Source organism: Streptomyces sp. NBC_01808 (assembly GCF_035917395.1).
Taxonomy (GTDB): domain Bacteria; phylum Actinomycetota; class Actinomycetes; order Streptomycetales; family Streptomycetaceae; genus Streptomyces.
In genome coordinates, this window is record NZ_CP109072.1 from 3,585,237 (window position 1) to 3,611,437 (window position 26,201).

Below are 26,201 nucleotides of genomic sequence, written 5' to 3' on the forward strand. Positions count from 1 at the left end.
GCGACGTCCGTGATTCGTAAGAACCGTGCATCCGATATGCGGCTTTTGCGCTCGTAGGGTGGTGACCATGACCGACGTCGTACTCCCCTGTCTGGACGAAGCAGCCGCGCTGCCCCGGGTGCTGGCCCGGATCCCCGCCGGCTGGCGCGCGATCGTGGTCGACAACGGCTCCACGGACGGCTCGGGCGACCTCGCCCGCGCGCTCGGCGCCACCGTCGTGCACGAGCCGCGGCGCGGCTTCGGCGCCGCCTGCGCGGCGGGCCTGCGGGCGGCCACGGCCGAACTGGTCTGCTTCTGCGACTGCGACGGCTCGCTGGACCCCGGCCTGCTGCCCCTGCTCACCGACCGCGTCACGGCCGGCACGGCGGACCTCGTCCTCGGCCGCCGCCGCCCGACCGCGCGCGGGGCGTGGCCCCTGCACGCCCGGGCGGGCAACGCGGCGCTGGGCCTGATGCTCTACCGCCGCACGGGCGTGCGGCTGCACGACCTGGGCCCGATGCGGGCTGCCCGGCGGGCGGCGCTGCTGGGTCTCGGGGTGGCGGACCGGCGCAGCGGGTACCCGCTGGAGACGGTGGTACGGGCCGCGGACGCGGGGTGGCGGATCGCGGAGCTGCCGGTGCCGTACGCGCCGCGGACGGGGAAGTCGAAGGTGACGGGGACGTGGCGGGGGACGTGGCAGGCGGTCCACGACATGAGCGGCGTCCTGCGGGATGTCCGGCGGACGGCACCGGGGGAAAGCGCGGGGGGCGTCGGGGTGTTCGGGACCGGCAGGGGTGCGGGGGGACGCACGGCTTCGGGGCCGGGCGCGGTTGGGCGCGCGGGTTCGGGTGCTGACGTGGATGCGGTTGCGGGCCCGGGGGCTCGCGCGGGCGCGCAGGGGGGTGCGGACGCGGGGGCGCGTGCGGATTCGGGTTCGGGTTCGGAGTACGGCGGGGGCGATATCCGGGAGGCCGGGGCCGGGGGTGCGGTTCGCCGTTCCGGCGGTGGTGCCGCCGCGGGTGGCCGGGGTGCGGGGGGCGGGCGGTGAAGGGCGGGGGCGTCACCGTACTCGTCATCGCCAAGGAGCCGCGCCCCGGCCGGGTCAAGACCCGGCTCACGCCCGCTTACACCCCCGCCGAAGCCGCCCGGCTCGCGGAGGCGGCGCTCGCCGACACCCTCGCCGTCGTACGGGACCTGCCCGCCCGGCGCCGCGTGCTCGTCCTCGACGGCGCTCCCGGCGACTGGCTGCCGCCCGGCTTCACCGTCGTACCGCAGGCCGCAGGCGGGCTCGACGAGCGGCTGGCCGCCGCGTTCGGCGGGTGTACGGGCCCCGCGCTGCTCGTCGGCATGGACACCCCGCAACTCACCGCCGCCCTGCTGGCGCCCGCCCTCGCCGCGGACGCCTGGTCGGCCTGCGACGCCTACCTCGGCCCGGCGCCGGACGGCGGCTTCTGGGCGCTGGGGCTGGCGCGGCCGGACCCGGAACTGCTGCGGGGCGTACCGATGTCGACGCCGCACACGGGTGCGGCGCAGCACCGGCGGCTGGTCGAGGCGGGCCTGCGTGTACGGGAGTTGCCGCCGCTCCGCGACGTGGACACCCCGGCGGACGTCCCGCGGGTCGCCGAAGCCGCCGCCCCGGACAGCCGCTTCGCCGCCACGGCCCACCGCCTGGACGCCTGGACCCGCGCGGCCCGCGCGGCCACCGCACCGGGCGACGCAGCCTCGGATGGCGCGGCTTCGGACCACGTGGCACCGGGCGACGCGGCCACGCACCCCGCGGCGGCGGACGACGCGGCACTCGACCGAGCCGCCGGATGACCTCGCCCCCACCCCGCCGCTCACCCGACCCCGCCCCGACTGCCGGGACCGACGCACGGTCGGGGACGGCCGCAGCCGGCACGGGCCGGCCGCCGGCCGCCCGGCCCGCCGCGCGGCCGGCCGCCCGACCGGCGGCCGGTCCGTACGACCCGCGAACCGCCACCGCCCCGCCGGACCCCGCGACTTCCCACCCCGCGACTCCCTCGCCCCGCACCGGCGTCCCCGACGACGCCTGGGACCGTGCCGACCCCTACGCCCGTGCCCTGCGCAGCGGCGGCGGGCCGCTCTTCCTCCGGCGGCGCGACGGGTGGCTGCTGCCGCTCGACGTGGAGCGGTGGTGCGGGGTGCCCGACGGGGGTGACGTGACCGTGCTGCGGCGGTGTACCGGGCCCGTGCTGGACATCGGCTGCGGGCCCGGCCGCCTCGTGGCCGCGCTGGCCGCGCTGGGGCAGCCCGCGCTCGGCGTCGACGTCAGCTCCGAGGCCGTCGCGCACGCCCGGTCGCGGGGCGCCGCCGCGCTGCGCCGGTCGGTGTTCGAACCGCTGCCCGGCGAGGGCCGCTGGGGCACCGCGCTCCTCGTCGACGGCAACGTCGGCATCGGCGGCGACCCCGCCGCACTCCTCGCCCGTGCCGCCGCGCTGCTGCGCCCGGGCGGGCGGCTGGTCGTCGAGGTCGCCGCGGACGACGACGTGGACGAGCGCGTGCACGTCCACGTCACGGACGGAACCCACGGCACCCATGGAACCGACGGCACCCACGGCACCCACAGCCCTGCCGCGGGCCGCCGCCCCGACCGCGCCCCCTTCCCCTGGGCCCGGGTCGGGCTGCCCGCCCTGCTCAGGTACGCGGCGGCGGGCCGCTGGCGGGAGGAGGACCGCTGGACCGCGGGCGGGCGACAGTTCGCCGCGCTGCGAGCACCAGAGCGGACGCCGCGAACAGCGCGGCGGTGATGAGCAGCCAGCGGTACAGGAAGGCGTCGGCGGGCAGCGCGGTGACGGTCTCGTAGCGGCCCACCTGGCGGGTGATGAGCGGGAAGCAGACGAGCAGCAGCAGCCCGGAGACGGCGGCCGGGAAGCGCACGTAGTTCACCAGCCGCGGGCCCAGGACGCGCTGGGCGCCGCGGTCGGCGAGCGAGTACAGGGGCAGTAGCGCCAGGTCGTGCAGCACCGCCGCAACGGCCAGCCACAGGGCGACGCCGAGGGGGTCCTTGCCGAAGAGGCGGACACCGGCGTAGCCGGTGAGCGCGAAGGAGGCGAGGAGGAGGACGAGGGTGGGGAGCGGCCCGGGCGCGAGCAGGCGGCGTACGGGCCCGGGGGCGGCCCGTTCCGTACGCGATCCGCCCGTGCCGCCCGTGCCGCCCGTGCCGCTCGACCCGCCCGCTCCGCTCTCCGGCCGGTCCGCGCTCACGGCAGCTCCCCGAACGTCAGCCTCGTGACCCACTTCGTGTTGTGCACGCCCGGGTTCGCCGGGACGATGATCCGCGCCGGGTACCCGTGGTCGCGCGACATCACCGCGCCGTTGACGTGGAGTGCCAGCAACGACCGCGGATCGCGTACCTGGTTGGCCCGTAGCGACGCCGCGCGGAACGCCCCCTTCTGCTGCGCCGACTCCGCGAACACCCCGTCCGCCTCCCCCGCGCCCACCAGCGCGGCCAGGTCCGCCAGCCGGACCCCGCGCCACAGTTGGTCGTCCGTCGACCAGCCCTCCACGCACGCGATCGGCAGCGCCGCCGTGTGCTGCGGCAGCGCCAGCAGTTCCGCCCGGGTGAGCACCGTGGGGCGGCCGTTCCCGGCGCGTACGACCAGGCGCCAGCGCTCGCCGATGTCGGCAGGTTCGATGCCGAGGTCCGCGGCGGTCTTGTTGATCTGGAAGCCGTTCGGCCCCTCGCCCGGGTCCGCGCCGCCGTGCGGGGCGAGGAGCGCGGTGCGGCGCAGCGGGCCGCCGATGCTCTGCCCCGCGGTGACCGCGACCAGGCCCAGCGACCCGGCGCCCACCAGCGCCGCGGCCCCGCGCCGCGAGATCGTCGGCGGCGCGGGTTCCGTGGCCCGTAGCTCCTCCATGCCCCGGTCGTGCAGCCCGCGGCGCAGCTTGCCGACGCGGGTGGCGAGGTGGACGGCGAGGGCGCCGAGGAACACCCAGGCGCCGTAGAAGTGGAGGGTGTAGAAGGAGCCGGGGAAGACGTAGAAGAGCTGCATGTTGAGGATGCCGGTCGCGAACTCGAAGAGGCCGCTGCCCACGAGCAGCAGCGTCGAGGCGCGCTCCAGCGCGTGCCGGGCGGAGCGCAGCGGCGGCCAGGCGAAGAGGCGGGGCAGGACGGACCAGAGCTTCGCCAGCAGGACGGGGACGAGGGCGACGCCGAGGGTGACGTGGACGCCCTGGTTGAGGCGGTAGAGCCAGTGCGGGTCTGTGGGCCAGGAGAAGAGGTAGAAGCCGAGGAGGCCCTTGCCGGGGGTGGTGTCGTTGCCGGGGAGGTCGGGGTTGTAGGCGGCGTACGACAGGAAGCCGGTCAGCAGCATCAGGGGCAGGCCGGCGAGGAGGACCGTGCCGAGGAGCGCGGTGAACCACGGGCCGCGCAGCGGGCTGCGCCAGAAGGCGGGGCGGAACGGGCCGGGCGGGGGCAGGGCGGACCCCTGGGCGGTGCCGGGGCGGGGGGCCGGCGGGCGTACGGCGGGCATGGACCACGGTAGGCCGGGGATACGTGCGTATCACCGCAACGACTCCTGACGAAAGCGTGACGTCGCCGCGCGTTCCCTGCGCGGGCGCCCCGCGGCTGCCTAGCGTGACGGCGTGACCTCCTCGCCCACCCGGCCGCCCGCCGCCGGAGCCGTGCCCGTCCCCGGAGCCGGGACGGGGGCCGGGACCATCGCTTCCGCCCCGGCCGCCGGGCGCCGCTGGGACCTCCTCGCCGCCTGCCTCGCCGTCGCCGCGATCGCCGCGGCGGTGGTCATCGGGCGGGCCGTCAACGGCAACGACATCCTCCACGTACGCTTCCCGCCCCTGTCCGCCGTCTGGCTGCCGCACTACGGGCCCGGCACCCCCGCGGCGCTCGCCGTGGCCGCCGCCGTCGTCGCGTACGGGCCACCGCTCGCCGACCGGCTGCCGTGGCGGCGGCTGCTGCTGGCGACCTGGACGGCGGGCATGGCGTGGATCTGGTCGCTGGCGCTGGTCGACGGCTGGCAGGCGGGCGTCGCGGAGCAGCTCACGGCGCCGAACGAGTACGCCCGGCCGGAGACCGTCGCCCGCTTCGCCGACCTGGGGCACGCCGTACGGACCTTCACCGACCACATCCTGATCCAGGCCCCCGACAACTGGCCCGCGCACATCGCCGGGCACCCGCCCGCCGCGATCCTCACGTTCGTCGGCCTGGACCGGGCGGGGCTGGGCGGCGGGGCGTGGGCGGCGGTCTTCTGCATCACGGTGGGCGGGTCCGCGGCGGTCGCGGTACTGGTGACGCTGCGGACGCTGGGCGGCGAGGAGCGTACGCGGCGCGCGGCGCCGTTCCTGGTGCTGGGTCCTTGGGCGGTCTGGGCCGGGGTGTCGGCGGACGGCTACTTCGCGGCGGTGGTTGCGTGGGGCCTGGCGCTGCTGGCGCTCGCGGCGACGGGTACGGCCCGGCGCCCCGCCGTGGCGGCGGCGGGTGCGGGGCTGCTGCTGGGGTGGGCGGTGTACCTCTCGTACGGGCTGACGCTGCTGGTGCTGCCGGTGGCGGCGGTGCTGGGGTACGCCGCCCGCGGCGGGCGGCGGGGCGCGGTGCTGCGGACGGCGGGGTGGGCGGTGGCGGGTGCGCTGCCGGTCGCGGTGGTCTTCACGGCGGCGGGCTTCTGGTGGTGGGAGGGGTACGAGCTGCTGCACGAGCGCTACTACCAGGGCTTCGGCGGAGAGCGCCCGTACGGCTACTGGGTGTGGGCGAACCTGGCGGTCGCGGCGCTCAGCGCGGGCCTGGCGGCGGTGGCGGGCACGCGTCGCGCGGTACGGACCGCCTGGCGGCGGCGCTCCGCACGCCCGTCAGCGCAGTCGTCCGCTGCGCCGTCCGCGTACGCCGTGGCCGTGATGGCGGTCGCCGGGCTCGCCTGCCTCGTGGCGGCCGATCTCTCGGGGCTCAGCAAGGCGGAGACGGAGCGGATCTGGCTGCCGTTCACGCTCTGGCTGCTGCCGGCCGCCGCCCTGCTCCCGGCCCGCGACCACCGGGCCTGGCTGACGGCACAGGCGGCGGTGGCGCTGGTCGTGAACCATCTGCTGGTCACGAGCTGGTAGCCCCCCGCCCCTTCCCGGCCCCGTCCGGATGTCAGTGGTACGGCGTACCGTCGTACATATGTGCCGAAGCATCAAGACCCTGCGCCCCCCGTACGCCGACACCGTCACCGACGGCGACATGCGGGCGGCGGCTCTGCAGTACGTACGGAAGATCTCCGGATTCCGCCATCCCGCGCCGCACAACGCGGAGGCGTTCGACAAGGCGGTGGAGGAGATCGCCGCCGTGACGCACGAGCTGCTGGACTCGCTCGTCGTCCGGAGCGGCAAGGGGGCGGCGTAGCCGTCAGCCGGCCGCGGGAGGCCCGGTTGCCGGGCTGGTGGACCTCCCGACTGGCGCCCGGACCCCTTCCAGTCGCCCCTGGAGCCGGTCCCCCCGGAGCTGTCGCCGTACGTCGACGCCACGAAGCGCGCCAAGCGGCTCTACGAGTACGGCGGCCTGCTGCGCAAGGCGTAGACCCCGCGTCTTCCGCCCCGCGCCTTCCGCCCGCCCGCGCTACGGCTTGCGCCCTGCCTGCCGTCTAAGCGAGCTCGTGAAAGAACTCCGTGCCGTGGGTGACGCACCACCCGTCGGCGACGAGGTCGCGGGCGACGTCGATCAGCGCCGTGCGCCCCGGCGATCCGTCCTCGCTCCACAGTGACCAGTTCGCGGAGACCGCCAGTTCCACCAGGCCGTAGTTCGAGGCGTGCAGCGTGATCGGCGCGCGCGCTCCGAACTGCCGCATCTCGCGGGTCGGCCCGGCGACCCAGGCGGTTCCCTCCCGCCACTGGAGGGGCACGTTCGCGACCGCGCGGACCTCGGCGACATGCAGGGCGACATGTGCGGTCGCATCCGGTGCGTACGGGCCGGGGACCAGGGCGCGAGTAGCGTTGAACCACAGGTCCGTCCAGCCGACGTCATGGGTGCCGGGCGCGGGAGAAGCCTGCGCCTGTGCGCGTGCCAGCCAGGACTCGATCGCGGCGGCGGAGAGATCCGCGACCGGCTCGACGACCGGGTCGACGTGCCAGGGGTCGAGGACGTCGAGTCCCTGCCGGCCGGCCGGCCGGGCCGCCGCGCGCTCGTGGATGAACCAGTGCGGGCGCTGCGGTCTGACCTCGATGTCCGGATAGCTGGTCTCGCGGTCGAGGCAGCCGATGATGGCCTCCGCACTGAGAGGCCGGACCAGCGGCCAGAGGCGCCGGATGCCGTGCACGAGTTGGCCGAGGGTGGACACGGCCGGCTCTGCCCCCGGACTCGGAAGAGGCTCGTCGAACGTCAGCGTCGGCCCGCCGTCCTTGTGCTCGCGGACCACGTCTACGCCCCACCGCCCGGTGCTGTGGCGGCAGCCGGGCAGATGTCGTGATGTCTGACGCTGACCATGGCGCGCAGCGTACCGCCGCGTGTCCGGGGCCCGTCCCGGGCGGTACGTGCCGGGCCGGGGGCCCGCCCCCTGGCGCGAGTACCGGGGACCAGGGGGCGGGAGTTCAGTGCCCGGGGTGTCGGCGGAGGAGGACGTTGGCGTCACTGACGGCGGACAGGTCCCCCGACGCGCGGGCGGCGGTCCGCCCCGCGGCCAACTCGGCACACCGCCCGCATCCGGCGACGGGCTCGGGCTCCACGAGCGGCCACGCGTCGGGCAGGTGCACCGGCTCCGCCATCCGCGTCCACGGCCCGTCGCTCACGGCCGCGCCCTTCGCGGCAGCGGTGCGGTCACGGTGATCCGCCCGCGGCCGGGTTCGAGGTCGTCCTCGCCGCCGGTGGTCATGCAGTACCCGCCGACCTGGTGGACGGCCAGCCGCAGGATCGCGCTGCCCTCCCGGTCCCGGCTGATCCGGTCCCACGACTCGACCAGGCACACGGCACGGGCGGCGGCCTGCCGCATGGCGTACGTCATCGCCTCCCACTGCGGCCGCGGCCAGTTCGTGAGCGCGGCATCCCCGCGGTCGACCCACTCCCCGGCGACCACCCAGCCCCGCTCGACGGCGTACCGGCGGCATCGCGTTATGCGCTCGTCCAGAGCGGCGGTCGCCAGAGTGGCGTGCCGGTCGTAGAGGAACGCGAGTGTGGGCCGGGTGGCCGTGCCTGGGGTGGGGGTGTCCATGACGCTCACCTGTCGTCGGTGATCAGATCGTCACCGACCGTAGAAGCGCCGCTGGTGTGGTCACCATGGCAGTCCGGCAGGAGGAGGCCCGGAACTCGTAAGTCCGCAGATCAGAGTGGTAGTCGAACGGTGTCCGCCAGCTCGCGCATCTCCGGTGTGAGCGTGCGGCGCCGTTTGACCACCTGGCCGAGGATGTCGCGTGCGAAGCGCTGGTTCGGCAGCCACTCCGGCGACTGCTTGCGGACGTCGGAGAGGACGCCCACGGCCTCGGCGTACTGACGCTGCCGGGTGTAGGCATGCGCGACGGTGAGGAGATGGCGGTTGCCGTTGCTCTTGGTCACCGCCTGCAACGCCGTCGTGGGGAGCCGTTCGGCCCGCTTCAGCACCAGGTCCGGCCGGTCGCTGATCGACTCGTTCTCCGCCAGCTTCAACTGCACCGTCACGGGGCCGAAGGTCCGGATGACGTCGATCCTCGGCGCGTACTCCCGGCCCATCGCCACCGCGGCGGCGTGCGCGAGCCGCAGCGCGTCTTCGGCTTCGCCTGCGCGGTTGTCCCGGATGGCGGCCGCCGAGACGCGGACGAGCATCCACCCCCACGCCGCCAGCTCCGTCATGGTCGCGCGCGAGAGGCGCGGCTCCATCTCGTCGGCCCACCGCGTGGCCAGTTCGCGCGCCTCAGCGAGCCGGCCGCGGCGGAGCAGCAGCCAGCACTGGGCGTTGGCCGTGGCCACCGCCTGCAGGCGATCGCTCGCATCGTCCAGCGACCGCTCCAGCGCGATGTCCGCGGTGTCGAACTGGCGAGTCTGCGTCATCAGCCACCCGACCAGTTGCAGGACACGGATCCGCACCGCGCGGCCCTCGACGCCGAGTTGGGCGACGGCATCGGCGTCGCGCAGCATCGACGGCAGCAGAGCGCCCAGCTCGGCGAACTTGCCGCCGACGACGAGGGGCTGGGCGGCTGTGAGAGCGTCCCGCAGGCCCTCGACCGTGGGCGGCTCGTCCAGCGTGTCGACCGGGGCGAGCAGCGCGTTCCGCACCGGCGCCCACCGGTCCTCGGCGGAGGCGGGCGCCTTCTCGGCTTCCTCGTGCGCTGCCAGGAGGGACGTCGTCGGTACGCGCAGCGCGCGGGCGAGCGCGTGCGCGGTCTCCATGCGCGTGTCGGTGAGTTCGCCCTGCTCCAGCTTTGAGACGAGCGACAGCGAGACACCTGCTCCTCGGGCGAGTTCCTTCTGCGTCAGCCCACGGCGCTTCCGTACCGATCGCAGGCGGTCGCCGATGTGCTCTTCGGGATGGTCGGGCATGCTGACTCCCGTTCTGAGACGACACCAGAACCGTACCCGCGGGACACCCCGCGATTACCCCGCAAACGGCCCCAGCCCGCGGACGGTTACGCCACCGCACCCGCCTCATCCAGGACCAGCATCACGTGCTCGTCCTCGCCGTTCCACTCCGAGCCCGTTTGCTGGAAGCCCAGCCGCTTCAGCAGCCGGACCGAGCCCTCGTTGCCCACGTACGGGTCCGCGTGCAGGGGGCGGTTGCGTTCCACTTCCAGGAACGCGGCCACCGCGCGTGTGCCTATGCCGCGGCCCCAGAACTCCCGGCCGAAGACATAACCCAGGAACCGGCGGTCGCCGTCCCACCACGCCACCACGTTCCCCGCGACCTTCCCGTCGACCTCCACCGTCTGCACCAGGCCCGTCGGGTCCCCCATCACCCGCTCCCGCCAGTGCGTCAGGAAGCGCTCCCGCTCGCGCGGCGGGAAGTGGGACCGGCGCACGTTCTCCGGGTCGTGCTCGTGCGCGAAGAAGACCTCCAGGTCCTCCTCCACCACATCTCTCAGCAGGATGTCCTCCGTCATGCCGACGAGTCTCGCACCCCCCACTGACATCACCGCCCCGCCCTTGCTGAAGCCATGAATCATTGCTTCAATCCTTCCTATGCCCTACCGCCGCACCCCCGCCGTCCAGGCGCGGATGGACGGCCGGCGGGACGCCGTCCTCGGCGCCGCCCGCGCGCTGCTCGCCGACGAGGGGTACGCCGGCTGCACCGTCGCCGCCGTCGCCGCGCGGGCCCGTATCGCCACCGGCAGCGTCTACCGGCACTTCCCCAGCAAGTCCGTGCTCGCCGTCGAGCTGTTCCGCAGCGTCGTCACCGCCGAGGTCGAGGCCGTCTCCGCCGCGGCGGGCAGGCCCGAAGACCCCGCGGAGGGGGTCGCCGCCGCCGTGGAGACGTTCGCGCGCCGGGCGCTGGCCAGTCCGCGGCTGGCGTACGCGCTGCTCGCCGAGCCCGTCGACACCGCCGTCGAGGCCGAACGCCTCGTCTTCCGGCGGGCGTTCCGCGACGTGTTCGCGGCGCGTATCGCCGAGGGCACCGCCAGCGGGCGGCTGCCGCGGCAGGATCCGCTGCTGACCGCCGCCGGGCTCGTCGGGGCGTGTGCGGAGGCCCTCATCGGGCCGCTGTCCGGCGCGACCGGCCGCACGGACGGGCCCGGGCCCCACACACCCGCGCACCTCGTCGCCTTCACCCTGCGAGCCCTGGGAGTCCCCCATGCCGACCACCCATGAGGTCACCAACCAGCCCCCGCCCCTCACCTCCTACGACGTCTCCGCCTACCCCGCCCTCCTGGAGTCCCTCCGCGCCCACGGCGCCTCCTGGGCCGAGGACGAGGTGCGCGAACTCGGGCTCCTCGCCGGCGGGCCGCAGGCCCAGGAGTGGGCCCGCAGCGTCGAGGAGCAGCCACCCGTGCTGCGCACCCACGACCGCTACGGGCACCGGATCGACGAGGTCGAGTTCCATCCGCACTGGCACGACCTGATGCGTACCGCCGTCGGACACGGGCTGCACGCCGCGCCCTGGCGGGAGCGCACGCCCGGCGCGCACGTCGCGCGCGCCGCGAAGCTCTTCGTCTGGGGTCAGACCGACGCCGGCCACCTGTGCCCCGTCTCCATGACGTACGCCGCCGTCCCCGCCCTGCGCACCTCGCCGGATCTCGCCGCCGCGTACGAGCCGCTGCTGACCTCCGCCGCGTACGACTTCGGGCTTCGCCCGCCCACCACCAAGTCCGGCCTCATCGCGGGCATGTCGATGACGGAGAAACAGGGCGGCTCCGACGTACGCGCCAACACCACCCGCGCCGTGCCGATCGGCGACGGCGACGGGCTCTACGCGCTCACCGGGCACAAGTGGTTCACCTCCGCGCCCATGTCCGACGTCTTCCTCACCCTCGCCCAGGCGCCCGGCGGGCTGTCCTGCTTCCTCGTCCCGCGCATGCTGCCGGACGGCACCCGCAACGCCATCCGCCTCATGCGCCTGAAGGACAAGCTCGGCAACCGCTCCAACGCCTCCGCCGAGATCGAGTACGAAGGGGCGGTCGGCCATCTCGTCGGCGAGGAAGGGGCGGGCGTGAAGACCATCATCAAGATGGTCAACATGACGCGGCTCGACTGCGCCCTCGCGACCGCGGGCGGCATGCGCCTCGGCGTCGTCCAGGCGCTGCACCACGCCGAGCACAGGCGGGCGTTCGGCGCGCGGCTCGCGGACCAGCCCCTGATGGCGAACGTGCTCGCCGACCTCGCCGTCGAGGCCGAGGCGGCGACCGTGGCGGGCATGCGCCTCGCGGGCGCCGTCGACCGCGGCGAGACGGGCCAGGCCGACGAACAGGAGGCGCTGTTCCGGCGGATCGGGCTCGCGGTGACCAAGTACTGGGTGTGCAAGCGCGGTCCCGCGCATGCCGCGGAGGCGCTGGAGTGCCTGGGCGGCAACGGGTACGTCGAGGAGTCCGGCATGCCGCGGCTGTACCGGGAGGCGCCGCTGCCGTCGATCTGGGAGGGCTCGGGCAACGTCGCCGCGCTCGACGCGCTGCGCGCGATGGCCCGCAGGCCGGAGACGGTGACGGCGTTCTTCGCCGAGGTCGGCGCCGCGGCGGGCGCCGACGCGCGGCTGGACGCGGCGATCGGGCGGCTGCGCAAGGACCTGGCCGACGTGACGGCGGTGGAGTACCGGGCGCGGCGCGTCGTCGAGTCGATGGCGCTGGTGCTCCAGGGCGCGCTGCTGCACCGGCACGGCGACGCGGCGGTGGCGGACGCCTTCTGCGCAAGCCGCCTCGGCGGCGACGGCGGGCTGGCGTTCGGCACGCTGCCGCCGGGGGCGGACACGGAGGCGATCCTCAAGCGGGCCCGCCCGTCGGGCGGCGAGTACGGCGGGAGCTGAGGCGAGGAGCCTCGCACGGCACGGGGCGCGCCCCCACCGGTTCGTACGGTACGGGCCGGGCGGGCGCGCCTCGTAGGCCGTACGGGACCGGCCGCCGCCGCCTGCCCCGCGCGGGTCAACTCCCGTTCACCGCGGGCACCCTGTGCAAGTCGCCCCGGCCGGTCGATACTTCGGTCCATCCTGCACGCCGCACCAGGGGAGGGACCCTTGTCCGCCTACTCCAGACGCCGCGCCGTCGCCACGCTGTCCGCCGCCGTCGCCGGCGGCGCGCTCGCCGGAGGGCTTCCCGCGTACGCCCAGGCCGCCGACCGTAGCGACGGCGACCGGGGCCGCGGGCCCGCGCCGCTCAAGCGGGCGCACGCGCACAACGACTACCTCCACGAGCGCCCGCTCCTCGACGCGCTCGACCACGGCTTCGCCAGCGTCGAGTCGGACATCTGGCTGGTCGACGGCCAGCTCCTCGTCGCCCACGACGAGTCGCAGCTCGACCCGGCCCGTACGCTCCAGGCGCTCTACCTCGACCCGCTGGCCCGCCGCATACGGGCCAACGGCGGCCGCGTCTACAAGGGCCACGCGCTCACCCTGCAACTGCTCATCGACCTCAAGACCGCAGGCGACCCCACGTACCGCGCGCTGTCCGAGGTGCTGCGCGGCTACGGCTCGATCTTCAGCTCCGCCACCGGCGGCAAGGTCCGCCGCCGCGCGGTGACCGCCGTCATCTCCGGCGACCGCGGAGCCCGCGCGCCGATGGAGGCCGAGAAGCTCCGCTACGCCTTCTACGACGGCCGCCACGACGACATCAACTCCGGTGTCCCCGCCTCGTTCATCCCGCTCATCAGCGGCAACTGGAACTCCAGCTTCACCTGGCAGGGCACCGGCACGATGCCGGCCGCCGAGCGCAACTGGCTGAACCTGATCGTCCACACCGCCCACCGGCAGGGCCAGACCATCCGCTTCTGGGCCACGCCCGACGCCCCGGGCGAGGCGCGCGACAACATATGGCGCACGCTGCTCGACGCGAACGTGGACTGGATCAACACCGACGACCTCGCGGGCCTGCAGACCTTCCTCCGCAAGCACGACGCCTGACGTCCCGCCGGAGCCGCGGGTCTCACACGACGTACGCCCCCTCCCGCGCCGCCACCGCCGCCGCCTCGGCGGCGCGGTCGGCGGCGGCGGGGTCGAGGGGGTCGCCGCTGGCGAGGAGGCGGTAGTAGAGGGGGGCGGAGACGGCGCGGACGACCTCGTGCGGGTCCGTGCCGGCGGGGAGTTCGCCGCGGGCCACCGCCTGCTCGACGCAGGGGGCCCACTCGGCGATGCGGATCGCGTAGAACCGGTGCAGGGCCGCCGCCGTACGGTCGTCGCAGGTGGCTGCCGCGATCACGGCGCGGAACAGCGCGCCCTGCCGCGGGTCGGTGAGGGTGTCCAGCACGAGGCGGGCGTTGGCGCGCAGGTCGCCGAGGAGGGTGCCGGTCTCGCTACGCGGTACGGACTGCTCCGCCATGTCCGCGAGCAGGTCGGCGACGAGCCCGGTGGCGGAGCCCCAGCGGCGGTAGACGGTGGTCTTGCCGACCTCGGCGCGGCGGGCGACGTCGGCGAGGTCGAGGTGGGCGAAGCCCTGTTCCGCCAGGGCGTCCCCGGTGGCCCGGAGGACCGCCGCGCGGACCCGGGCCGTGCGGCCCCCGGGCCTGAGGGTGCCGGGATCGGGCTCGGAGTTCATTAACGGGTCTCCAGTTTCATTAGCGCCGGGTTCTCTGCTACCTTCGGTTTCAGCTTAACGGAACACAAGTCCCGTTAGCCCAGCCCGAAGGGAACCTCCATGTCCGTGCTCGACAAGGCCGCCGCAGCAGCGGCCCCCGCCCTCCGCATGACCGGGCGGCAGAAGCTCGTGCTCACCCTTCTCCTCGGCGCCCAGTTCATGGTCGCGGTGGACTTCTCCATCCTCAACGTCGCCCTCCCCGTCATCGGCGCGGGGCTCGGCTTCCCGCTCGCGCACCTGCAGTGGATCGCCACCGCCTTCGCACTCGCCGCCGCCGGCTTCACCCTCCTCTTCGGCCGGATCGCCGACCTCTTCGGCCGCAAGCGGCTCTTCCTCGGCGGCATGGCCCTGCTCGGCCTCTCCTCCGTGCTCGGCGGCCTCGCCACCTCCCCCGGGATGCTGCTCGTCGCCCGGGTACTCCAGGGCCTGGCCACCGCCGCCGTCACCCCGGCCGGGCTCTCCCTGCTCACCACCGCGTTCCCGGAGGGCCCGCTGCGGCAGCGGGCGCTCGGGCTCAACGGGGCGCTGATGTCCGCCGGGTTCACCGCGGGCGCCGTGTTCGGCGGGCTGCTCACCGACCTGCTCTCCTGGCGCTGGGCGTTCCTCGTCAACGTGCCGGTGACCGCCGCGATCCTCGCCGTCGCCCCCGCCGTCATCGCCGACTCCCGCCCCGCGGGCCGGCCCCGGCTCGACCTCCCCGGCGCGGTCACCGTCACCGGCGGGCTGCTCGCCGTCGTCTACGGGCTCACCCACGCCGGCGAGGCCGGCTGGACCGAGCCGGTCACGCTCGCCGCGCTCGGCGGGGGCGCCGCGCTGCTCACCGCGTTCTGGTTCGTGGAGAAGCGGGCGGAGAAGCCGCTGGTGCCGGTACGCATCCTGCGCCGGCCCACCGTCGTGTGGGGCAACGCCGCCGGGCTGGTCGCGTTCCTCACCGAGACCTCCCTGGTCTTCCTCCTCACCCTCTACCTCCAGGAAGTCCTCGGCTACACCCCGCTCGCCACCGGCCTCGCCTTCGGCGTCCTGGGCCTGGGCACCGTCCTCGGCGGCACCCTCGGCGGCCGGGTCGTCGGCCGCGTCGGCAGCCGTGCGGCGATCGTCTACGGCGGCGCGGCCCAGGCCGCCGCCACCGCGGCGCTGCTCGCGCTCGGCACCTCGGGCGGCTGGATCTGGCTGCTGCTCGCGGCGACCTTCGCCGGCGGGGTCGGCAACATGCTGATGATCGTCGGCTTCATGGTCACCGCCACCTCGGGGCTGCCCGACTCCGAACAGGGCCTGGCCACGGGCCTCGCCACGATGACCCAGCAGGTCGGCATCACCATGGGCATCCCGGTGATGAGCGCCATCGCCACCGCCCGCATCACCGCCGCCGACGGCACCGGGCCGGAAGCCGTGCTCGACGGGGTCAGGACCGCGGTCGGCGTCAACGCCGCGCTCGTCCTCGCCGGAGCGCTGGCCGCGGGGGCGCTGCTCGGCCGCCGGCAGCGGGCGAGGGTGACACCGGCGGCGCCGGGGCATTGAGTTTCGTACGGGCGGGCGGCCGGTCCGTACGCGTACGCGCCCCGGTCAGGCCGCCCGCGGGGTCAGCACCCGCTCCACCGCGTCCCGCGTCAGCTTCCGCAGCGCCGCCGCGTCGTCCAGGTCGTTGCCGACGACGAGGCCGTCGCGCAGCACCAGCAGGAGGTCCGCCGTGTGCTCGGGGTCCGGGTGGCCGTCCGCGGCCAGCAGGTCCCGCATCAGGCCGCGGAACCAGCGCCGGTAGTCCGTCACCGCGCGGCGCACCGGGTGGTCCGGGTCGGGGTACTCGGCGGCGGCGTTGATGAAGGGGCAGCCGCGATAGCCGGGGACCCGCGGCAACATCCCGGTACGGCTCGTCGTGGAGTGATCCCGGCGCGCCGTCGCCAAATCGGGGTGGGCGCGCACCTAGCGTGACGCCGTGTCAACAAGACGTCATCTCTCCCCCCGAATGCGGCGCACCGCCGTCGCCGTTGTCCTCGCCGCCCTGCTCGCGGCCCTCGCCGGAGCGAGCACGGCGGGCGCGGCGAGCGCCACGTCCGCCGCGTCCGCCACGGGTGCCGCGGCCGCCACCGCCGCGGGACCGCCCGCCGCGTACGCCCGGCACCCCCCCGGCGCCGCTCCCGCGGAGCCGGCGCCGCCCTCGTACCGCGTACGCAAAGGCGACACCCTCACGGCGATCGCCCGCCGGCTGGGGGTGCCGCTGGACCGGCTGTACGAGGTCAACAGGTCCGTGATCGGCGCCGACCCGAACCTGCTGCGGCCCGGCCAGGCCCTCCGCGCGCCCGCGCCCGGCTGGACCGCCCCGGTCAACGCCGAATACCGGATCTCCGCGCGCTACGGCCTCCCCGGCGACGGCTGGATCGCCGGCCACCACACCGGCGTCGACCTCGCCGTCCCCACCGGCACCCCGGTGTACTCCGTCGGCCCAGGCGAGGTCCACAGCACCTCCACCGAGGGCGCGTACGGCAACCACATCCTGATCCGGATGGCCGACGGCCACTACGTCCTCTACGCCCACCTCGACCGGATGTCCGTCGCCGTGGGCGACCGCGTCGAGGGCGGCACCCGCATCGGCGATTCCGGCAACACCGGCAACACCACCGGGCCGCACCTGCACTTCGAGGTGCGCACCGGCACCGATTACGGCACGGACATCGACCCCGTCGCCTACCTCGCCAAGTACGGCATCGACCTCTGAGACACCCCGCACGCACAGCGGCGCCCCGGGCTCATCGCCCGGGGCGCCGCCGCCCTTTCACCTCCCGATCGCTAGCTGAAGGTCACCGAGTCGACGTCGAACGAGTTGTTCTGCGGCGACGTGAACTTCAGATAGAGCTTGTGCGACCCTTCCAGCGCCTCGACCGGCACGGCCGCCGTGGCCTGGTAGTTGTCCCAGCCCCCGGTGTTCGGCACCGGCGTCGTCGCGAGCAGTTGCCCGTCCGGGCCGTCGGCGCGCAGTTCGATCGCGCCCACGCCGTACGGCGACGACAGCTTGTACGAGACCTGGCTCATGCCCTCGACGGACATCGGCTCGAAGGCGACCCAGTCGCCGTTCGAGACGTCGCCGATGCGCTTGCCGTTCTCGGCCCCTGCCTGGCTGACGATCCGGGTGCCGGACTGGTCGTCGTAGTACTCGGCCTGCTTGTGCTTGGGCTGCAGGACCGACTTGTCGTACCCGGTCAGCGAGGAGGCGCCGTCGCCGCCGCCGTCCTCGTAGCGGGCGTTCAGCACGTACGTCAGGTCCGCGCCCTCCGGGTGGCCGCCGAGGTCACCGGTGTCGACGGTGCCCTCGCAGCCGGGCAGGTCGGTCGTCGAGTGCTCGTGGTCGTCGTGCCCGAGCGCCGGGTTGACGAAGACCTTGGAGCAGTCGATCGTGCCGTCCTCCGGGTCGGTCACGGTGACCTTGTACGGGATCTTGTCCCCGAACTCGATCAGCTTGCCGTTGACCGGGGTGTCGATCTTCACCTCGGGCGCGGTGTTGCCCGCGGTGATGGGGATGTTGGCGTAGCCGGTCTTGCCGGAGGAGTCGGTGACCTTGAGCTGGGCGGTGAAGTCGCCCTTGTTCTCGTAGGTGTGGCTCGGGTCGGCCTCGGTGGAGTCGAAGGTGCCGTCGCCGTCGAAGTCCCACTCGTAGGAGAGCGAGTCGCCGTCGGGGTCGTTGGAGCCCTCGCTGGAGAAGTCGACCGCCAGCGGCACGGGCCCGTTGGTCGCCGAGGCGGTGGCCTTGGCGACCGGGGAGCGCTTGCCCTGGCTGTAGTCGATGCGGTAGAGCCCCGAGTCGCTGTTGCCGCCGCCGAAGGCGCTGCCCCACTCCAGGACGTAGAGCGAGCCGTCAGGGCCGAAGGTCATGTCCATCGGCTTGTTGAACTTCGCCGAGGACAGGAAGTCGTTGATCTTCAGCAGCTCCTCGTTCTCGTCCCAGCGGACCTCCTTGACGTAGTTGCGGGTCCACTCGTAGAGGAAGCCGGCGCCGTCGAAGTACTCGGGGAACTTCGTCTCGGACGGGTTGTCCGGGTCGTAGTTGTAGACCGGGCCGCCCATGGGACCTGAGCCGCCCTGGCCCAGCTCGGGGAACTGCTCGGACTCGCCGTAGCCGTACCAGATGTCCGGCTTCTGGACCTTCGGCAGCTCGGTCAGGCCGGTGTTGTTCGGCGAGGGGTTCGTCAGGTTGTCGCAGTCGAACTTCGCGCCGATCTCGCCGGTGTCCGGGTTGTACGGGGCGTAGGGCTGGTTGTCACCGTGGCAGAAGGGCCAGCCGAAGTTGCCGGGCTTCTTGATGACGTTGTACTCGACCATGCCCTCCGGGCCGCGGTCCGTCGTCGGCAGCCCGCGGTCGGGACCGTAGTCGGCGGCGTGGACGTAGCCCGTCTCCTGGTCGACGGTGAAGCGGAACGGGTTGCGGAAGCCCATCGCGTAGATCTCGGGACGGGTCTTCGACGTGCCCGGCGCGAACAGGTTGCCCTTGGGGATGGTGTAGGTGCCGCCCTTGGTGGGCTTGATCCGCAGGATCTTGCCCCGCAGGTCGTTGGTGTTGCCCGCGGTCCTGGCGGCGTCCAGCATCTCCTCGCCCTCGCGCCAGTCGATCGGCGCGTAACCCTGCCAGTCGGGGCTGAGGTTCGGCGGCACGTCGTCGCCGGTGCCCAGGTACAGCGAGCCGTCGGGGCCGAACTCGACCGCGCCGCCGGTGTGTCCGGGCTCGGGGAAGGTGCGGTCCCGGTACGCGGGCACGTCGAGGAGCTTCTTCTCGCTGGCGGTGTCGAGCTTGCCGTCCTTGAGCGTGAAGCGCGACAGCCTGTTCACGTCCTCGGCGCTGCCGGCCGGGGCGTAGTAGAGGTAGATCCAGCCGTTCTTGGCGAAGTCCGGATCCAGCTCCATGCCGACCAGGCCGTCCTCGCCGCCGGTGTAGACGTCGAGCTTGCCCGCGGTGGTGGTCTGGTGGGTGGCCGGGTCGAAGACCTGGACCTCGCCCGCGCGCTGGACGTAGTAGACGCGGCCGTCCTTGGCCACGTCCAGCTCCATCGGGTCGGCGGTGTCGTCGTCGAGGGTGACCTTCTCGTAGCCGTTCCAGACCGTGCCGCCGCAGTCGCCGGGCTCGGCGCCGGCGGCCCACTTCACGCCGCCGATGACGTGGTCGCGGAACTCCTCCTCGCTGTACGCGGGGGTGTCGTGGCCCATGGCGGTGGCCCAGACCTTGCCGCCCTCGGCGTTACGGCACCAGGAGATCGGGTGGTCGGCGCCCATGGCGTCGCCGCCCGGGTTGTACGTCGTCTCGTCGGCGGTGACCAGGACGTGCACGTCGCCGCGCGGGTTGACGTCGAAGTTGTACCACTCCTCGGGGCGCTCCCAGCGCTCGGGCAGGCCCTTGGTCGAGGGGTGCACCTTGTCGGCGACCTTCGCGGTGCCCTGGAGCACGCCGGGCGAGTGGCTCGGCATGTGGGCGCCGCCGTTGATCAGCTCGTCCCACCACGGGAACTCGTTCTCGATCCCCATGTCGAGCGTGTTGTGGATGGCCGCGACGCCGCCGCCGGACTGCACGTACTTCTGCATGGCGGCGCGCTGCTCGTCCGTGTCCCAGACCATGCCGGAGTTCTGCAGCATGATGATCACGTCGTACTCGGCGAGCGCGGCGTCGTTGAAGACGGTCGAGTCGTCGGTCTGGTCGACCTCGAACCCGTTCTCCTCCGCCTCCTCCTTGACCATCTGGATGCCCGCCGGGATGGAGCCGTGGACGTAGCCCACGGCCTTGGTGAAGAGCAGCGCCTTGAAGGCGGGCGCCTTCTCCGCTGCTGATGACGGCAGCGCGGTGAGTGCGAGCAGGACGGCGGCCAGCAAGGTGACCAACGACCTGCCTATGTCACGAGCATGACAGCTCATGAGTCGGTCCTCTCCTTCGGTGTGCGGAAATGGGATGGGCGTACCGGTCGGTGAGAGGGGTTCGTGGGGCGCCGAGCGCGCAGGGGTGCGCGCAGGGGTGGTCCGCCGGGCCCGGCTCTGCGTCCCGGAGCTCCGGGCCCGGCGGCGTGTGGCGCGGGGGGTGCGTGCGGTGCGCGTGCGGGTGCGTCCGCGGTCAGGGTGCGTACGGGAGGAAAGGCGGTGCGGTTACGTCAGGTGCGTAAGGCGCGGCGCAGGAAGGCGAGTCCTTCGACGGCGATGGCGTCCTGGCTCGGCGCCAGCGCCCGCCACACCGACGCGGCCACCGCGATGCTCGCGTTGTGCGCCGTGAACGACTCGATGCACAGCGGGCCGCGGTAGCCCGCCTCGTCCAGCGCGCCGAGGAAACCGGGCCAGTCCAGGTGGTCCGCGCCGGGTGCGCCCCGGTCGTTGGCGCACACCTGGACGTGCGCGATCCGCCCCGCCGCCGCGCGCACGGCGCCGGGCAGGGAGCGCTCCTCGATGTTCTGGTGGTACGTGTCGAGGGCGACCCCGATCGTCTCGCCGGGCAGCCCGTCCAGCGCCGTCACGGTCTGCGCGACGGTGTTGAGCAGGCTCGTCTCGTACCGGTTGAGCGGCTCGACGGCCAGCAGCACCCCGGCGGCCGCGGCGTGCGCGACGACCGGCGCGATGTTGTCCCGCCACTCGGCGTACGCCGCCGCCCGCTCGTCCGCGTCCATCCGCCAGGTCCTGCCGACCGCCGCGTACATCGGCCCGGCGACCGCCGGCGCGCCGATCTCCCGCGCGGCGTCCACGCAGCGGCGCAGGTAGTCCTGCGTCGTACGGACCGCCAGCGGCTCGGCGCGGACCAGCCCGCGCTCCGGCGGCATCACGGCGATCACCGCGGCCGCGGCCAGGCCGTTGCCGTCGAGCAGCTTCGCCGCGGCGGCCGGCTGCCAGTCACCCGGCTGCTCCAGCGGCAGCTCCGCGCAGTCGAACCCCCAGTCCGCCAGCCGCGGCAGCACCCCGGCCAGCGCGCGCTCGGTCACCGGGGAGTGCCAGATCCACGGGTTGGCGCCGATCAGCCGTCTTCCGGCCGGCATCACTCACCGCCCCAGTCGCCGGGGTAGCCGGGCAGGTCCTCGCAGCCGCAGGCGCCGTAGTGCAGCGGGGGCATGCCCTCCTTGTAGTACTCGTCGAAGTTCTCCTCGGTGACCACCGGCTGCGGCAGCGTCCACTCCTTCGGGACCTCCTCGCCGTTGAGGATCTTGAGCGCGGCGATCACGGGCGTACGCCACTGGAACGTCGGGTACGCCGGCGCGATGGCGGTCAGGTCCTTGTCCTTCCACGCCTGGAGGAAGTCCTGCTGGTCCTCGCCGGTGATCGGCGGGATGTCCTCGCCCGCGTCCTCGAACGCCTCGACGGCCGCGACCGACGTGGCACCGGAGTCCATCCACACGCCGTCGATCTGGCCGTGCCGCGCGATGGCATCGGAGACGATCGACTTGGCCTTCGACGGGTCGCCGTCGGTGAACTTCACCTCGACCACGTCGAGTCCGGCCTTCTCGAACGCGATCTCCGCCGCCGACCAGCGGGTCTCCAGCACGTCCACGCCGGGCGAGATCCGCAGCGCCACGATCTTGCCGCCCTTGTCCACCTCGTCCACCAGGAAGTCCGCGGCGGCGGCGCCGTAGGCGTAGCCGCCGATGGGGCTGATGAACGTCACGGCGCAGTCGGTCTCCACGCCGCGGTCGAAGACGATCACCGGGATCTTGCCGCACGCCTCCTCGACGGCGGGGGTGAGGGTGGCGGTGGTGTTCGGCGAGACGATCAGCGCGTCGCAGTTCTGGCCCGACAGCTCCTGGATGTCGGAGATCTGCTTGTCGTCCTTGCCCTGCGCGTCCAGGACGGTGAAGTCGGCGATCTCGTCGTGCTGCGCGACCTCCGCCTTCATCGTCTTCAGGCCCACCTGCCGCCAGGGGTTGAAGACGCCGGCGTTGGAGAAGCACAGCTTGACGCCGCCGTCGCCCTTCTTGGCGTACTCGGAGGTGTCGACCATCCCGCCCGACTGCGGATCGAGCATCTGCTCCCAGGGCTTGCCCTCGGGACCCTCGGGGGTCGTCTTGGTCAGCTCCAACTGCCGGTCGTAGTCCGCCTGGTTGAAGAACTCCGACCGCTTGCCGCCGTCCTCCGCCTGCTCGGAGGCGGCGGGGTCGTCGGCCAGATCGTCCTTGGGCGCGTCCGACGAGCAGGAGGCGAGCAGCGCGGCGGCCAGCAGCGCGGCGGCCGGTGCGGCCAAGCGGTTGCGAGCGCCGGGGCGGGTCGTGCGGCGCGTACGGGTCATGAGGAGGACTTCCCTTCCGGGGGCGTTGTAGGAGCGGAGGGTGGTGGTGCGGTACGGCGCGGGCGCAGCCGGGAGAAGCCCGACCTGCCGGTGGCGCCGAGGCCGACGGCCGCGATGACGATGAATCCCTGGACCGTGGACTCCAGCGCGCCGGAGACGCCCTGGAGGTTGAGCAGCGTGAACAGCGCCTGGAGCGAGAACGCCCCGGCCATGGCGGCGACGACCGAGCCGCGGCCGCCGCCGAGGATGACCCCGCCGAGCACGACGGCGGTGATCGCCTCGAACTCCAGCCCCCGGCCGGCCTGCGCCGAGACCCCGGAGAAGCCGGCGACGAGCACCGCGGCGAGCGCCGCGGCGGTGCCGGAGAGCACGAACGCGAGGGTGCGCACGCGGGGTACGCGCACGCCCGCGAGCGCGGCGGCGCGCTCGTTGTCGCCGGTGGCCAGGAGCGTACGGCCGAAGTCGGAACGCATCAGCCACACGGCGATCGCGCCGACCGCGAGGCACGCGAGCACCGCCCAGGGCAGCCAGCCGCCCGCCTCGCCGCGGCCGAAGTTGCGGAAGCTCTCCGGCAGTACGCCCTGGGGGGAGCCGCCGGTCCAGTAGAAGACGGCGCCTTCGAGGATCAGCATCATGCCGAGCGTGGTGATGAACGACGGCACCAGCAGCACGGTGGTGATGAGCCCGTTGACCAGGCCGACGATCGCTCCGGCGAGCAACAGCCCGGCGGTGACCAGCAGCCAGGGCGCGTCCGGGTACGAGCCGTAGAACTCGGCACCTGCGACGACCCCCGCCGTGACCACCGCGCCGACGGAGAGGTCGAAGCCGCCGGAGACGATGACCATGTACTGGCCGGCGGCGAGGATCACCAGCGGGGCGGCGCGCTTGACGAACGCGAGGAAGGAGTCGGGCTCGTAGAACCCGGGGTCGGTGATCGCCAGCGCGGCGAGCAGCACGGCGAGGAGGACGTAGACGGGGGCACCGGTGCCGAGTGCGGCGAGAAGTCGCCGCCCCGGCCGGACGGTGTGGTCGGTGGTCGCGGTGGTTGCGGCGGTCATGCGGGCAACTCCCTACCGGGCGCATCCTGTGCGTCCCGCCGTGATTCGGCGCGGGACCTGCCGCGGGACTCGGCACGGGAACCGCCGCGCTCTGCGTCGCGCACTGCCTCCGCCGGGCCCGGCGGACCCGCCGGTGTCTTCGCCGACTCCCCCTGCCCTCCTCCGCCCGACCTGCGCCGGCGTCCGGCCGCCCGCGCCACGCGCGGCCTCGCGTAGAGGGCGACGGCGGCGATGATGACGACGCCGCGGACGACGTTCTTGAAGAAGGGGTCGACGGAGAGCTGGTTGAAGATGCTGTCCAGCACGGACAGCAGCAGCACCCCGCCGAGCGTCCCCGCCACCCCGCCGCGGCCGCCGGCCAGCGCGGTACCGCCGAGCACGACGGCGGCGATGGAGTCGAGGTCGTAGCGCGCCTCGGTGCCCGCCCAGGGGGCGCCGGCGCCGAGCCGGGAGGCGAGGAAGAGGGCGGCGGCACCGACGCACAGGGCGCACAGCACGTGGGCGTAGATGACGGTGCGCTTGGTACGTACGCCGGAGAGGCGGGCGGCGTGCTCGTCGCCGCCGGTGGCGTACATGTGGTGGCCGAGGCGGGTGCGTTTGGTGATCAGCCACAGCACGGCGGCCACGGCGATCAGCAGGAAGACGGAGACCGGGATGAAGCCGATGCGGTCGTAGCCGAGGCGCTGGAAGGACGCGGGGACGTCGCCCGCGGGCCCGGTGTAGTTGTCCTCGATGTAGCCGCGCAGGATGAACGCCATGCCGAGGGTGGCGATGAAGGCGTTGACCTTCAGCCCGGTGACGATGAGTCCGTTGGCGAGCCCGACCGCGGCGGAGAGCGCGAGCACCGCGAGCACCGCCGTGACGACGCTGCCGCCCTCCATCGTCTCGGCGGCGACCAGGGTGCCGAGGCTGATGAGGTACGCGACGGACAGGTCGAGCGAGCCGGTGAGGATCACCGCGGACTGGCCGACGGCGACCAGGCCGAGGGCGACCGAGTTCTGCAGGATGCCGGTGAAGTTGGACTGGGTCATGAACTGGCCGCCGTCGATGGTGACGACGATCCAGCCGATGAGCGTGACCGCGGCGGCGGCCAGCCAGACGCCGACGACGGGGTCGGTGAGCTTGAGCCGCCCGGTCGGGGGCAGCCGGCGCGGGCGGGCGGCCGGGGCCGGGGCGTCGGTCCGTACGGCGGTCATGCGGCACTCCCCTCGGGGGCCGTGCCCGACGCGTCCCGGGTGGCGAGCCGCATGATGTCCTCTTCGCCCGCCCCGGCGGGGAGTTCGCCGGCGAAGGTGCCGTCGGCCATGACGAGGATGCGGTCGCTCATGCCGATCAGCTCGGGCAGTTCGGAGGAGACGATGAGGACGGCCATGCCGTCGCGGGCGAGTTCGCGGACGAGGGTGTGGATGGCGGCCTTGGCGCCGACGTCGACGCCGCGGGTCGGCTCGTCGAAGAGCAGCACGCGGGGCCGGGCGGCGAGCCACTTGGCGATGACGACCTTCTGCTGGTTGCCGCCGGAGAGGTACTGGACCTCCTGGTCGTGGCCGCGGGAGCGGAGGTTGACGCGGTCGAGCAGCCCGGAGACCTCGCCCGCCTGCGCGCCGCCGCCGTGGACGGCGCGGGTGACGAGGAGGGCGTTGTCGCGTACGGACTGGTGGAGGGCCAGGCCCTCGCCCTTGCGGTCCTCGGTGACCAGCGCGACGCCGCCGCGGATGGCCTGGCGGGGGCTGCCGGGGCGCAGCGGGCGGCCGGCGACGGTCATGCCGCCGCGGGTGAAGGGCGCGGCGCCGAAGAGGGCCCGTACCAGGGAAGTCCGGCCGGACCCCTGGAGCCCGGCGACACCGGTGACTTCGCCGGCCCTGAGGGTGAGGTCGATCCCGGAGAGGCGCTCGTTGCCGGCGCCTGAGGTGGTCAGCAGCGGCTCGCCGATCTCTTCGGCGCGGGCGCGGGGCGGGTAGTAGGAGCCCAGCTCGCGGCCGACCATGGCCCGGACGACGTCGTCGGGGGTGGTGTCGGCGGTGGTGAGGGTGGCGACCCTGCGGCCGTCCTTGAGGACGGTGATGCGGCGGGAGAGGTCGAAGACCTCGCGGAGGCGGTGGCTGATGTAAAGGATGCCGATGCCGCGGGCGGCGAGGCGGCGGATGAGCGCGTAGAGGAGATCGACCTCGTGGTCGGCGAGGGGTGCGGTCGGCTCGTCCATGACAAGCACACGGACATCGGACGCCGCCAGCGCCTTGACGATCTCCACCGTCTGCTGGCGGGCCACCGAGAGGTCCTTGACCAGGGTGTGGGGGGTGATTCCGGTCTCGTCCAGCTCGGCGAGGAGCTCGGCGGTGCGGCGCTCCATGGCGCGCCGGTCGACGAGCCCGCGGCGTACCGGCTCGCGGCCGAGGAAGACGTTCTCCGCGACGGTGCGGTGCGGGAGCAGCGCGAACTCCTGATGGATGAGACCGATCCCGGCGGCCTGGGCCTGTACGGGGTGCGAGAAGGCGTGCACCGTGCCGTCGAGCGTGATGGTGCCCTCGTCGGGGGCGTACTCCCCGGCGAGCACCTTCATCAGCGTCGACTTGCCCGCGCCGTTCTCCCCCACCAGGGCGTGAACCTCACCCGGGTCGAGGTCGAGCGACACCCCGTGCAGCACCCGTACCCCGAGAAAGCTCTTGGACACGTCCTGCATCGTCAGCATGAAAGGCAGAGTCCCCAGGCTTCTTTGGACTGTCAAGAGCCTAAGCAAGGGCTTTCGCTGATGAGTTGGCAAATGCTTTGGCCGAATGTCGAACAAAGAAGGTCTTGTTGGTGCTCTAGGTGGTCTCTAA

At 73.7% G+C, this 26,201-nt stretch carries 23 protein-coding genes and 2 pseudogenes; 10 read left to right on the forward strand and 15 right to left on the reverse strand.

Annotated features, from left to right (window positions below):
- Positions 1 to 67: 67 nt before the first annotated feature.
- From OG946_RS15410 to OG946_RS15420, 3 genes and pseudogenes are all read left to right on the forward strand, one after another.
- A pseudogene (locus OG946_RS15410) lies at positions 68 to 733 on the forward strand (glycosyltransferase family 2 protein); the annotation flags it as partial.
- 290 nt (positions 734 to 1,023) lie between these two features.
- A complete protein-coding gene (locus OG946_RS15415) occupies positions 1,024 to 1,797 on the forward strand; it encodes a TIGR04282 family arsenosugar biosynthesis glycosyltransferase (RefSeq protein WP_326796685.1) in 774 nt (257 codons plus the stop codon).
- Positions 1,794 to 2,747: a class I SAM-dependent methyltransferase gene (locus OG946_RS15420; RefSeq protein WP_326796686.1), complete on the forward strand. Its 954-nt coding sequence runs from the start codon at positions 1,794 to 1,796 to the stop codon at positions 2,745 to 2,747. The genes OG946_RS15415 and OG946_RS15420 overlap by 4 nt, the downstream gene beginning before the upstream one ends.
- On the opposite strand, the gene OG946_RS15425 is transcribed toward OG946_RS15420, so the two are convergent.
- Together OG946_RS15425 and OG946_RS15430 are read right to left on the reverse strand one after the other, a co-directional pair.
- Complete coding sequence (locus OG946_RS15425; RefSeq protein WP_326796687.1) at positions 2,635 to 3,204, reverse strand: hypothetical protein; 570 nt, start codon at positions 3,202 to 3,204, stop codon at positions 2,635 to 2,637. The two genes, OG946_RS15420 and OG946_RS15425, sit on opposite strands and share 113 nt — an antisense overlap.
- Positions 3,201 to 4,472, reverse strand: coding sequence for a molybdopterin-dependent oxidoreductase (locus tag OG946_RS15430; RefSeq protein WP_326796688.1), 1,272 nt, complete (start codon positions 4,470 to 4,472; stop codon positions 3,201 to 3,203). The genes OG946_RS15425 and OG946_RS15430 overlap by 4 nt, the downstream gene beginning before the upstream one ends.
- A gap of 151 nt (positions 4,473 to 4,623) precedes the next feature.
- Between OG946_RS15430 and OG946_RS15435 the strand changes: the two genes are divergently transcribed.
- Both OG946_RS15435 and OG946_RS15440 read left to right on the forward strand, forming a co-directional pair.
- Positions 4,624 to 6,051 carry a hypothetical protein gene (locus tag OG946_RS15435; protein WP_442814620.1) on the forward strand — a complete coding sequence of 476 codons (1,428 nt, stop codon included), beginning with the start codon at positions 4,624 to 4,626 and terminating at the stop codon, positions 6,049 to 6,051.
- 58 nt (positions 6,052 to 6,109) lie between these two features.
- Complete coding sequence (locus OG946_RS15440) at positions 6,110 to 6,331, forward strand: DUF2277 domain-containing protein (protein ID WP_326796689.1); 222 nt, start codon at positions 6,110 to 6,112, stop codon at positions 6,329 to 6,331.
- Between the two features lie 238 nt (positions 6,332 to 6,569).
- On the opposite strand, the gene OG946_RS15445 is transcribed toward OG946_RS15440, so the two are convergent.
- From OG946_RS15445 to OG946_RS15465, 5 genes are all read right to left on the reverse strand, one after another.
- Complete coding sequence (locus OG946_RS15445) at positions 6,570 to 7,340, reverse strand: hypothetical protein (RefSeq protein WP_326796690.1); 771 nt, start codon at positions 7,338 to 7,340, stop codon at positions 6,570 to 6,572.
- A 172-nt stretch (positions 7,341 to 7,512) separates the two neighbouring features.
- On the reverse strand, positions 7,513 to 7,710 hold the full coding sequence (locus OG946_RS15450; RefSeq protein ID WP_326800478.1) for a hypothetical protein: 198 nt from the start codon (positions 7,708 to 7,710) through the stop codon (positions 7,513 to 7,515).
- Positions 7,707 to 8,129: a recombinase family protein gene (locus tag OG946_RS15455; RefSeq protein WP_326796691.1), complete on the reverse strand. Its 423-nt coding sequence runs from the start codon at positions 8,127 to 8,129 to the stop codon at positions 7,707 to 7,709. Before OG946_RS15455 ends, OG946_RS15450 begins: the two co-directional genes overlap by 4 nt.
- Positions 8,130 to 8,239: 110 nt before the next feature.
- On the reverse strand, positions 8,240 to 9,430 hold the full coding sequence (locus tag OG946_RS15460; protein ID WP_326796692.1) for a helix-turn-helix domain-containing protein: 1,191 nt from the start codon (positions 9,428 to 9,430) through the stop codon (positions 8,240 to 8,242).
- An 86-nt stretch (positions 9,431 to 9,516) separates the two neighbouring features.
- The gene (locus tag OG946_RS15465) at positions 9,517 to 9,987 is read right to left on the reverse strand and encodes a GNAT family N-acetyltransferase (protein WP_326796693.1); all 471 of its coding nucleotides are present in this window, start codon (positions 9,985 to 9,987) and stop codon (positions 9,517 to 9,519) included.
- Positions 9,988 to 10,066: 79 nt separating this feature from the next.
- Here OG946_RS15465 and OG946_RS15470 point away from each other — a divergent pair, with 79 nt between their 5' ends.
- The 3 genes from OG946_RS15470 (at position 10,067) to OG946_RS15480 (ending at position 13,427) form a co-directional block, all read left to right on the forward strand.
- Positions 10,067 to 10,693 carry a TetR/AcrR family transcriptional regulator gene (locus OG946_RS15470; protein ID WP_326796694.1) on the forward strand — a complete coding sequence of 209 codons (627 nt, stop codon included), beginning with the start codon at positions 10,067 to 10,069 and terminating at the stop codon, positions 10,691 to 10,693.
- Positions 10,677 to 12,338, forward strand: a complete 1,662-nt coding sequence (locus OG946_RS15475; protein WP_326796695.1) for an acyl-CoA dehydrogenase family protein — start codon at positions 10,677 to 10,679, stop codon at positions 12,336 to 12,338. Before OG946_RS15470 ends, OG946_RS15475 begins: the two co-directional genes overlap by 17 nt.
- 207 nt (positions 12,339 to 12,545) lie before the next feature.
- Positions 12,546 to 13,427 carry a phosphatidylinositol-specific phospholipase C/glycerophosphodiester phosphodiesterase family protein gene (locus OG946_RS15480; RefSeq protein ID WP_326796696.1) on the forward strand — a complete coding sequence of 294 codons (882 nt, stop codon included), beginning with the start codon at positions 12,546 to 12,548 and terminating at the stop codon, positions 13,425 to 13,427.
- Positions 13,428 to 13,449: 22 nt separating this feature from the next.
- Here the strand turns inward: OG946_RS15480 and OG946_RS15485 are convergent, their stop codons facing one another.
- Entirely contained in the window at positions 13,450 to 14,058 is a 609-nt protein-coding gene (locus OG946_RS15485) for a TetR/AcrR family transcriptional regulator (RefSeq protein ID WP_326796697.1), read from the reverse strand.
- A gap of 99 nt (positions 14,059 to 14,157) precedes the next feature.
- On the opposite strand from OG946_RS15485, the gene OG946_RS15490 reads away from it, so the two are divergent.
- Positions 14,158 to 15,615: an MFS transporter gene (locus OG946_RS15490; protein ID WP_326796698.1), complete on the forward strand. Its 1,458-nt coding sequence runs from the start codon at positions 14,158 to 14,160 to the stop codon at positions 15,613 to 15,615.
- 45 nt (positions 15,616 to 15,660) lie between these two features.
- Here the strand turns inward: OG946_RS15490 and OG946_RS15495 are convergent, their stop codons facing one another.
- Positions 15,661 to 15,954, reverse strand: a complete 294-nt coding sequence (locus OG946_RS15495; protein WP_326796699.1) for a hypothetical protein — start codon at positions 15,952 to 15,954, stop codon at positions 15,661 to 15,663.
- Positions 15,955 to 16,030: 76 nt separating this feature from the next.
- Between OG946_RS15495 and OG946_RS15500 the strand changes: the two genes are divergently transcribed.
- Entirely contained in the window at positions 16,031 to 16,810 is a 780-nt protein-coding gene (locus tag OG946_RS15500; protein ID WP_326796700.1) for a M23 family metallopeptidase, read from the forward strand.
- 71 nt (positions 16,811 to 16,881) lie between these two features.
- Here OG946_RS15500 and OG946_RS15505 read toward each other — a convergent pair whose 3' ends face one another.
- The 6 genes and pseudogenes from OG946_RS15505 to OG946_RS15530 form a co-directional block, all read right to left on the reverse strand.
- A complete protein-coding gene (locus OG946_RS15505) occupies positions 16,882 to 19,986 on the reverse strand; it encodes a ThuA domain-containing protein (RefSeq protein WP_326796701.1) in 3,105 nt (1,034 codons plus the stop codon).
- 230 nt (positions 19,987 to 20,216) lie between these two features.
- Entirely contained in the window at positions 20,217 to 21,086 is an 870-nt protein-coding gene (locus OG946_RS15510) for a sugar phosphate isomerase/epimerase family protein (protein ID WP_326796702.1), read from the reverse strand.
- Positions 21,086 to 22,327 (reverse strand): substrate-binding domain-containing protein, encoded by a 1,242-nt coding sequence (locus tag OG946_RS15515; RefSeq protein ID WP_326796703.1) that lies wholly within the window; start codon positions 22,325 to 22,327, stop codon positions 21,086 to 21,088. Before OG946_RS15515 ends, OG946_RS15510 begins: the two co-directional genes overlap by 1 nt.
- A complete protein-coding gene (locus OG946_RS15520; RefSeq protein ID WP_326796704.1) occupies positions 22,324 to 23,385 on the reverse strand; it encodes an ABC transporter permease in 1,062 nt (353 codons plus the stop codon). Before OG946_RS15520 ends, OG946_RS15515 begins: the two co-directional genes overlap by 4 nt.
- A gap of 185 nt (positions 23,386 to 23,570) precedes the next feature.
- Positions 23,571 to 24,581, reverse strand: a pseudogene (locus OG946_RS15525) (ABC transporter permease); the annotation flags it as partial.
- The gene (locus OG946_RS15530) at positions 24,578 to 26,071 is read right to left on the reverse strand and encodes a sugar ABC transporter ATP-binding protein (RefSeq protein WP_326796705.1); all 1,494 of its coding nucleotides are present in this window, start codon (positions 26,069 to 26,071) and stop codon (positions 24,578 to 24,580) included. The gene OG946_RS15530 and the pseudogene OG946_RS15525, both read right to left, overlap by 4 nt.
- Positions 26,072 to 26,201: the final 130 nt, after the last annotated feature.

Bases quoted from the DNA above. Each gene is read 5' to 3' on its own strand.
- OG946_RS15420 (WP_326796686.1), top strand. From the start codon at position 1,794: ATGACCTCGCCCCCACCCCGCCGCTCACCCGACCCCGCCCCGACTGCC.
- OG946_RS15430 (WP_326796688.1), bottom strand. From the start codon at position 4,472: ATGCCCGCCGTACGCCCGCCGGCCCCCCGCCCCGGCACCGCCCAGGGG.
- OG946_RS15440 (WP_326796689.1), top strand. From the start codon at position 6,110: ATGTGCCGAAGCATCAAGACCCTGCGCCCCCCGTACGCCGACACCGTC.
- OG946_RS15455 (WP_326796691.1), bottom strand. From the start codon at position 8,129: ATGGACACCCCCACCCCAGGCACGGCCACCCGGCCCACACTCGCGTTC.
- OG946_RS15460 (WP_326796692.1), bottom strand. From the start codon at position 9,430: ATGCCCGACCATCCCGAAGAGCACATCGGCGACCGCCTGCGATCGGTA.
- OG946_RS15465 (WP_326796693.1), bottom strand. From the start codon at position 9,987: ATGACGGAGGACATCCTGCTGAGAGATGTGGTGGAGGAGGACCTGGAG.
- OG946_RS15470 (WP_326796694.1), top strand. From the start codon at position 10,067: ATGCCCTACCGCCGCACCCCCGCCGTCCAGGCGCGGATGGACGGCCGG.
- OG946_RS15475 (WP_326796695.1), top strand. From the start codon at position 10,677: ATGCCGACCACCCATGAGGTCACCAACCAGCCCCCGCCCCTCACCTCC.
- OG946_RS15485 (WP_326796697.1), bottom strand. From the start codon at position 14,058: ATGAACTCCGAGCCCGATCCCGGCACCCTCAGGCCCGGGGGCCGCACG.
- OG946_RS15490 (WP_326796698.1), top strand. From the start codon at position 14,158: ATGTCCGTGCTCGACAAGGCCGCCGCAGCAGCGGCCCCCGCCCTCCGC.
- OG946_RS15495 (WP_326796699.1), bottom strand. From the start codon at position 15,954: ATGTTGCCGCGGGTCCCCGGCTATCGCGGCTGCCCCTTCATCAACGCC.
- OG946_RS15505 (WP_326796701.1), bottom strand. From the start codon at position 19,986: ATGAGCTGTCATGCTCGTGACATAGGCAGGTCGTTGGTCACCTTGCTG.
- OG946_RS15510 (WP_326796702.1), bottom strand. From the start codon at position 21,086: ATGCCGGCCGGAAGACGGCTGATCGGCGCCAACCCGTGGATCTGGCAC.
- OG946_RS15515 (WP_326796703.1), bottom strand. From the start codon at position 22,327: ATGACCCGTACGCGCCGCACGACCCGCCCCGGCGCTCGCAACCGCTTG.
- OG946_RS15520 (WP_326796704.1), bottom strand. From the start codon at position 23,385: ATGACCGCCGCAACCACCGCGACCACCGACCACACCGTCCGGCCGGGG.
- OG946_RS15530 (WP_326796705.1), bottom strand. From the start codon at position 26,071: ATGCTGACGATGCAGGACGTGTCCAAGAGCTTTCTCGGGGTACGGGTG.